The organism is Mycobacterium sp. NAZ190054 (assembly GCF_001545925.1).
Taxonomy (GTDB): Bacteria; Actinomycetota; Actinomycetes; order Mycobacteriales; family Mycobacteriaceae; genus Mycobacterium.
This window is the reverse complement of record NZ_LMVQ01000207.1, coordinates 1-6,722: the sequence shown is the minus strand read 5'-3', so window position 1 is coordinate 6,722 and position 6,722 is coordinate 1. Positions and strand designations below refer to the sequence as shown.

General features: G+C 67.9%; 10 protein-coding genes and 1 pseudogene. 3 read left to right on the top strand and 8 right to left on the bottom strand.

What is annotated here, in order from left to right; translation table 11 throughout:
• Positions 1–597, top strand: a 597-nt coding sequence (locus ASJ79_RS15560; RefSeq protein WP_156448466.1) for an aminodeoxychorismate lyase, incomplete at its 5' end; no start/stop codon positions are given.
• Positions 598–872: 275 nt separating this feature from the next.
• Positions 873–1,733: an ABC transporter substrate-binding protein gene (locus ASJ79_RS15555; protein ID WP_067956666.1), complete on the top strand. Its 861-nt coding sequence runs from the start codon at positions 873–875 to the stop codon at positions 1,731–1,733.
• Here ASJ79_RS15555 and ASJ79_RS15550 read toward each other — a convergent pair.
• The 8 genes from ASJ79_RS15550 to lmeA form a co-directional block, all read right to left on the bottom strand.
• The gene (locus ASJ79_RS15550; RefSeq protein ID WP_067956663.1) at positions 1,730–1,996 is read right to left on the bottom strand and encodes a hypothetical protein; all 267 of its coding nucleotides are present in this window, start codon (positions 1,994–1,996) and stop codon (positions 1,730–1,732) included. The genes ASJ79_RS15555 and ASJ79_RS15550 overlap by 4 nt on opposite strands.
• Positions 1,996–2,625: an FABP family protein gene (locus ASJ79_RS15545; RefSeq protein ID WP_067956661.1), complete on the bottom strand. Its 630-nt coding sequence runs from the start codon at positions 2,623–2,625 to the stop codon at positions 1,996–1,998. The genes ASJ79_RS15550 and ASJ79_RS15545 overlap by 1 nt, the downstream gene beginning before the upstream one ends.
• A 181-nt stretch (positions 2,626–2,806) precedes the next feature.
• Positions 2,807–3,127, bottom strand: a complete 321-nt coding sequence (locus tag ASJ79_RS15540) for a DUF732 domain-containing protein (RefSeq protein WP_067956659.1) — start codon at positions 3,125–3,127, stop codon at positions 2,807–2,809.
• A 330-nt stretch (positions 3,128–3,457) separates the two neighbouring features.
• Entirely contained in the window at positions 3,458–3,760 is a 303-nt protein-coding gene (locus ASJ79_RS15535) for a DUF1416 domain-containing protein (protein ID WP_029110402.1), read from the bottom strand.
• Between the two features lies 1 nt (position 3,761).
• On the bottom strand, positions 3,762–4,595 hold the full coding sequence (locus tag ASJ79_RS15530; RefSeq protein ID WP_067956657.1) for a sulfurtransferase: 834 nt from the start codon (positions 4,593–4,595) through the stop codon (positions 3,762–3,764).
• 234 nt (positions 4,596–4,829) lie between these two features.
• Positions 4,830–4,922 (bottom strand): Ms5788A family Cys-rich leader peptide, encoded by a 93-nt coding sequence (locus ASJ79_RS35065; RefSeq protein WP_369803688.1) that lies wholly within the window; start codon positions 4,920–4,922, stop codon positions 4,830–4,832.
• Positions 4,923–4,951: 29 nt separating this feature from the next.
• Complete coding sequence (locus ASJ79_RS15525) at positions 4,952–5,383, bottom strand: thioredoxin family protein (RefSeq protein ID WP_067956655.1); 432 nt, start codon at positions 5,381–5,383, stop codon at positions 4,952–4,954.
• Positions 5,380–6,174, bottom strand: coding sequence for a mannan chain length control protein LmeA (lmeA, locus tag ASJ79_RS15520; RefSeq protein ID WP_067956653.1), 795 nt, complete (start codon positions 6,172–6,174; stop codon positions 5,380–5,382). Before lmeA ends, ASJ79_RS15525 begins: the two co-directional genes overlap by 4 nt.
• A gap of 178 nt (positions 6,175–6,352) precedes the next feature.
• Here lmeA and ASJ79_RS15515 point away from each other — a divergent pair.
• Positions 6,353–6,722 (top strand): annotated as a pseudogene (locus ASJ79_RS15515) (DNA-binding response regulator); the annotation flags it as partial.

Here is a 6,722-nt window from a genome sequence, read left to right as displayed (position 1 = left end):
AAGCGGATCGAGGCGGGTCTGTACGCGCAGCACCTGCTCGACACGCGGAAGCGGCTGGGCGACAACCGAAAGCGTGATCTTGCTGCCGTCGTGCGCGACGGGGTGGCGGCCCTGACCATGCAACGCAGCTTGCCCGCCGACGGCATCGACGCGATGCCGTGGCTGCTGGCCGGCGCGAAGACCCTCTCCTACGCGGTGAACATGGCCGCGCTGCGGCACGCCGAACGGCGCGGCGCCGGCGACGTCATCTTCGTCAGCACCGACGGGCACATCCTGGAGGGGCCGCGCTCCACCGTCGTCGTCGCGACCACATCGTCGGACGGCAGGACGTGTCTGCTCACCCCGCCCCCGTGGTATCCGATCCTGCGGGGCACCACTCAGCAGGCACTGTTCGACGTCGCGCGCAACAAGGGCTACGACTGTGACTACCAGGCGCTCAGGCCCGCCGATCTCATTGCCGCACAAGGTGTATGGCTTGTCTCCAGCATCACGCTGGCCGCCCGGGTGCACACTCTCGACGGTCAGCCGTTGCCCGCAGCTCCACTGGCCGACGAGATCGCCGCGTTGATCGACGCCGCGATCGTCAGCGATCGCTGAGCGCTAAATCGCTTGTCGCCCATTCCCACCGCGGGTACGGTCGCCTGTACACAGGGAAGGAGGTGGTCCGACAAATTGATTGACTTATGGACATGTGAGGTGGCTGCGAGCTAGCAGCGCCAGGGAGAGCGCTCGACGCACCTGTGCGCGCTGGCGAATTCCCCGCAGTCACCCGGCCCCCGAGCCCCTCGGTCTTGTCCGACCCAGGAACAACGGCTCGGGGGCCGCTCCATGTCAGGACCTGCACAAAATTCAAGATCTGCGATGATTCGGCTATGTCCCGGGCTCCCTGTGCCGGCTGGGCGGCGGCCGCAACGGCCGTCGTCGCGTTGACCGTGCCGGCGTGCGCGCCGGTGGTCGCGGTCACCGCGCCGACCCTCGACTCGCGCAAGTGCGCCAAAGATGCGCTGTCCACGCTGTACCCGGGAATTCTGACCTTCGGCGCCGACCAGCCCGTGTACCCGCCGTGGTACATGGGCGACGACCCCGCCAACGGCGAAGGATTCGAATCCGCGCTTGCCTACGCGATCGCCGAGCAACTGGATTACGCCGCCGACGACGTGCGCTGGGTGCGGGTGCCGTTCAACGCGGCCCTGGCGCCGGGGGCCAAGTCGTTCGATGTGAACCTCTCGCAGTTCTCCATCACCGAGCAGCGCAGGGCTTCGGTGGATTTCTCGACGCCCTACTTCGACGTCACCCAGGCCGTCGTCGCCGTGCGCACCTCTCCCGCCGCCGCCGTCACCGACCTCGAGGCGCTACGCGCGCTGCGGCTCGGCGCACAGGTCGGCAGCACCGGTCACACCGCCGCGACGGATCTGGGTGCGGACGTCGCGGTGCAGGCGTACCCCACCACGGCCGCGGCCAAGATGGCACTGCTCGAGGGTGAGGTCGACGCGTTGATCGTCGACCTGCCGACGGCGCTGAGCCTGGCCGAGGAAGCCCGCGACGGCGTCCTGGTCGGGCAGTTGCGCAGCCGCGGTGACGGCGCCGAGCAGTTCGGGGTCGTGCTCGAGCGCGGGAGTTCGCTGACCCGGTGCGTGTCCTGGGCTGTCGACTCGTTGAGAGCGGACGGGACCCTGGACCGGCTGAAGCGGCGCTGGCTGGCCGACGCGGGAAACGCGCCGGTGCTGAACTAGTCGGTGGGGCCGGGCGCCAGCGACGAGCACTCTGTCATCGCCTTCTCCCAGGCGGCGGCGTCGACCCCGGCCGGCGGCTCCGATACCGGCCCGGGCGCTGCGGGCACCCCGTGTTGTCCCAGGCAGTACGCGAACGATCCGTGGCCCACGCTGGGCACCGCCGAACTCGGCGCCGACGGCGGGGGAGTGTCGGCGGAAGTCGCGCAGGCGGCCACCACCGCACCTGCGGCGGCGATGACCGCGACGACTTGGAAGCGGGGCACTAGCCGATGAACCTCGCCAGCCGCGCGGACAGGTGCGGAACCAGGCCCCCGTCGGCGTCGACGCGTTCCTCCACATAGGCGAGGTCGCCGCCCTCGATGATCCCGTACAGCCGCTTGGCGCCGCCGACGAGCATGCCGGACTTGCTGCGCGCCAACGCGTCCGTGACCAGCTCCCAGGACGACTGGTTCAGCGGGCGGCCGTAGAACAACTCGATGTAGCCGGCGGAGTGCGCCAGCAGAAGCTCGATCGCCTGCGATTCCCCGGGATCGTTGGGATCGGTGACGAACCGCCAGAATCCGGTCTCGCGCAGATCGGGCCGGTCGTATTCACCCTCGTCGTCCAGGCGCCACGAGCGCGCTTCCCAGTTGAGGTAATCGCCGCCGTCGTGCGACACCACGATCTGCTGGCCGAAGCGGTAGTCACCGTGCGCTCCGCGGCCTTCGCCCTCCCCCCGCCACACACCCACCAACGGCAGCAACGCCAGCAGTGAGTCGTCGAGATCGGCGCCCTCGCGCAGGTTGGCGGTGTCGGCAGGCAACGGAAGGTCGCCGAACGCCGGGATGTTGCGGGCGGCGGTCACCCTGGCCCGTTCGGCGGCGGCGGCTACCGCTTCGTCGCCTGAAGTCATCTCGCTCCTCGCAGGGCGTGGCGCTATGACTCGTCGGTGACGAGGCGATACACCGCATACAGCGCGAACCACGTGATCACCACGACGGCCGCGACGAGAAGAAGTTCGAAGAAGAGCACCACGCCGAGAAGTTTAGCCGCCGTGGGAAATCGTCTCCCGGCGGCTCATGAGGTTGCGGAGGTCAGCTGACCTTCCACTCGTATTGGGGGCAGAACGCGCCGGTGGCGGCACCGATGAAGTAGCCGGCCTGGTAGTCCGACCAGTTGGTCACGCTGGTCAGGTCGGCGACTTCCTGCTCGAAGGACGCGCCGCTGTCCCAGTCCTGGCACACCGCATACCCGGTCTCGATCACCTGAGGCGTCTTGTCCGGCGGCCAGGTGATGCCACCGCCGGAGATCACATTGAGGAAGTCGTCCTCGGGCGCCGCGAGAGCCGCGGGAGCACCGATCAGAGCAACTGCGGCGAGGGCCGCCGACGCGGCGCAGGCGATCGTGATCTTCATTTGTCGGGTCCTATGGGATTTCCGCGGCGAGCCGCGAAGGTTGGACACGCGGTCCGCCGCGTGGTGATGGTCGACCGCGCCGGATAGCGCGGGGATCACCATATTTTCGCCGACAACAGCAAATCCCGCAGCGTTTTCACAGCAGGCGGGCCCGATGTCGCCGGGCCTCAGATACCCGAGTCGGGCGCCGTCAGGCGCCCGACTTCAGCCTTCGTCGTCACGCCCCGATGAATCGCGCGACTCCTCGACGGCTCGTCCCTCGCCGTCTTCGTCGTCACGCCCGATGAATCGCGCGACTCCTCGACGGCTCGTCCCTCGCCGTCTTCGTCGTCACGCGACCTTGACGTCGACCTCGTGGATTCCCGCACCGGACGGCGCGACGCTGGCGTCGCCGTTGCCGGCAGGTGACAGCGCACGCAGGGTCCAGGTGCCGGGAGCGGCGAAGAAACGGAAATCACCGGTGGCCGACGCGACGACCTCGGCGGTGAACTCGTCCGAGCTGTCCAGCAGGCGCACGAAAGCGCCGCCCACCGCCTGACCCGAGCCGTCGACGACACGGCCGGTGATGACCGTCTCCTTCTCCAGGTCGACGCCGGCCGGCAGCGTCAGTCCTTGCTTAGGCGCAGAGCACATATCAACTTCCCAACTCGATCGGGGCACCCACCAGGGAGCCGTATTCCGTCCAACTACCGTCGTAGTTCTTGACGTTCCTGTGTCCCAGCAACTCCTGCAGCACGAACCAGGTGTGCGACGAGCGCTCACCGATGCGGCAGTAGGCGATGGTCTCTTTCTCACCGTCCAGACCGGCCTCGGCGTACAGCTTGGCCAGTTCTTCATCGGACTTGAAGGTGCCGTCCTCGTTGGCGGCCTTGCTCCACGGCACGTTGATGGCGGTGGGAATGTGGCCGGCCCGCTGGCTCTGCTCCTGCGGCAGGTGAGCGGGGGCGAGGATCTTGCCCGAGAACTCGTCGGGGGAGCGCACGTCGACCAGGTTCTTGGTCCCGATCGCGGCGATCACCTCGTCGCGGAACGCGCGGATGCTGTTGTCGGGGTCCTTGGCCGTGTAGCTGGTCTGGGGGCGCTGGACGGCGTCCTTCGACAGCGGGCGGGCGTCGAGCTCCCACTTCTTGCGTCCGCCGTCGAGCAGCTTGACGTTCTCGTGGCCGTAGAGCTTGAAGTACCAGTACGCGTACGCCGCGAACCAGTTGTTGTTACCGCCGTAGAGGATCACGGTGTCGTCGTTGGCGATCCCGCGCTCGGACAGCAGCTTCGAGAACTGCGCGGCGTCGACGAAGTCGCGCTTCACCGGATCCTGCAGATCGGTCTTCCAGTCGAGCCGGACGGCGCCGGGGATGTGGCCGGTGTCGTAGGCGCTGGTGTCCTCGTCGACCTCGACGAAAACGGTCTTCGGCGCGTCGAGATTGCTCTCGGCCCAGTCGACTGAGACCAGGACGTCGGAGCGTGCCATGTGTTGGGTCCTTTCGGGTTGCTATCGGGTGGGGTCAAGCGTGTGACGTGCGGGTGGAGCTGACAGCCCAGACAGATACCGACGACGACTGCGTCGAGTGATGCCCGATCGGCGCGGACGCGTCTGCGTGTGTGATGTTCGACATGGTCGTGCTCCTGTTGTCCGGTATGGCTGGGCGCGGCGGCCCGAGCGGGGCCGGTCGCAGAGTGCGGCGCTAAAGGAAGGCGCGGCTACTCAGCAGCTGCAACAACAACAGCAACAGCCCGCGATGCGGCACAGATCGACTGCGCGACGCTTGGTGAGCAAAAGCTCGAGGCGGGCTGACACGGCTGACAGCTTACCCAAAGACAGGGTGATCAGGCCAACAGCGCCTGTAGCGCCGAGCGCAGGTCATCGGCGGTGGGTACCCCGGAGGTGCGATAACGCTGCCGTCCGTCGGCGTCGAAGATGAACGTCGTCGGCAGCGACATCACCGAAAGCTTGCGTCCGGGCTCCGGATTGGCGTCCAGGTCGATCTCGACATGCGCCACCTGAGGCAGGTCGGCACACACTTGTTCGACCACCCGGCGCACCCCTGCGCACGGCCCGCACCACACCGCGCTGAAGTGCAGGACGGTCGGGCCGGTCCGGGAAAGCCCCAACTCCTCGATGTCGTCGTCGCCGAGCATGGGCCACTCGGCCGCGCCCTTCCTCAACCCGGACCGCAGGGTCAACAGTCTGCCGACCACGAACGCCAGCCCGGACGCGGCGATGAGCGCCGCGACGACAGCGATCCACGAAGAACTCATGACTGCCGGAACTCATCGAGGTCGACGGTGACGTTCTCGGCGATGCCTTCGATGATGAGGTCGGACCCGCGCGCGCCCTGGGTGGTCGGCGCGATCCCGAACGGCAGCTTCTGTCCGGGCAGCGTCGTGGAGAAGGCGGCGAGCACGGCGGCCAGTCGATCCTCGGGGACGGCCCGGTCGGCGGTCCCCGGCTCGGTGAGCACACCGGTCGCGGTCACGACCAACGTCGTCGACTCCGGCCCCGACACCGACAGGTCGACGGCGATACTGACCCGCTCGTCGAAGCCCGCCTTGTCCGGGGTGCCGGTGAACACGACACCATGATTGCTCGATATGCCCGACTCCGTGGTGCCGCCGGTGGAGTCCTCGGTCTCTCGGGTCGGTGCCTCGATCAACAGGTCCGGGATCCCCATGTAGCGGCCCATGTGGGTGGAATCGATGATGATCCGGCTCTCGAGCTTCTCGACGGTGAGCGTGGCATCGGGTTGTACCAGCCACGACTCGCCCAGCCCGACGGCGTGCATGGTCGCCTCCAGGGACGCCTTCCCGACCACGCCGTGATCAACGCCACTGGCCTTGATCTCGACCTCGTCGTAGTGACGGCGCTGCGCCTGCGGGATGAACGGAAAGCCGAGGATCGCCACCGACGGGTCCCAGTTCAGGTTGGCGGCGCTTCTCACACTCCTGGCCAGGCGATATTCGGCGTAGATCGCGGCCCCGAAGTCGGTGCCGACCGCGCCGAGCACCACGGCGGCCAGGGTCGCGAGGGCACCGGTGACGAGCTTGCGCACCCCGTCATTGTTGCCGACGTCGGGGCGAAGACGGGTTCGGCGCGGCTTACAGGCAGGTAGCGCGCTATCGTAAGGTGTCCGTCGGCTGGGTAACGGCCGTGTGTCGGGCGTGAATCTGGAAAGTCACCACGAGACATCGTTGTCCGGGAGAGAACTCCACAGCAGTTGGAGGGGTCAGTTGGATCTATTGCTACTGACGGTTGACCCGCATCCCGAGTCGGTTCTGCCCTCGTTGTCCCTGCTCGCTCACAACGTGCGGACCGCGCCAACCGAGGTGTCGTCCCTGCTCGAGGCGGGAACCGCGGACGTGGCCATCGTCGATGCGCGCACCGACCTGGCGGCCGCGCGCGGATTGTGCCGCCTGCTCGGCACCACCGGGACCTCGGTGCCGGTCGTGGCCGTGGTCAACGAAGGCGGATTGGTGGCGGTCAACGTCGAGGGGGGCCTCGACGAGATCCTGCTGCCCAGCACCGGGCCCGCCGAGATCGACGCCCGGCGGCGGCTGCTGGTGGGACGCCGCGGGGGCCTGGCCAACCAGGCCAACCTCG

Coding starts and splice junctions, on each gene's coding strand:
- ASJ79_RS15535 (WP_029110402.1), bottom strand. CDS start 3,760: ATGTGCTCTGCGCCTAAGCAAGGACTGACGCTGCCGGCCGGCGTCGAC.
- ASJ79_RS15540 (WP_067956659.1), bottom strand. CDS start 3,127: ATGAAGATCACGATCGCCTGCGCCGCGTCGGCGGCCCTCGCCGCAGTT.
- ASJ79_RS15545 (WP_067956661.1), bottom strand. CDS start 2,625: ATGACTTCAGGCGACGAAGCGGTAGCCGCCGCCGCCGAACGGGCCAGG.
- ASJ79_RS15555 (WP_067956666.1), top strand. CDS start 873: ATGTCCCGGGCTCCCTGTGCCGGCTGGGCGGCGGCCGCAACGGCCGTC.
- ASJ79_RS15530 (WP_067956657.1), bottom strand. CDS start 4,595: ATGGCACGCTCCGACGTCCTGGTCTCAGTCGACTGGGCCGAGAGCAAT.
- ASJ79_RS15525 (WP_067956655.1), bottom strand. CDS start 5,383: ATGAGTTCTTCGTGGATCGCTGTCGTCGCGGCGCTCATCGCCGCGTCC.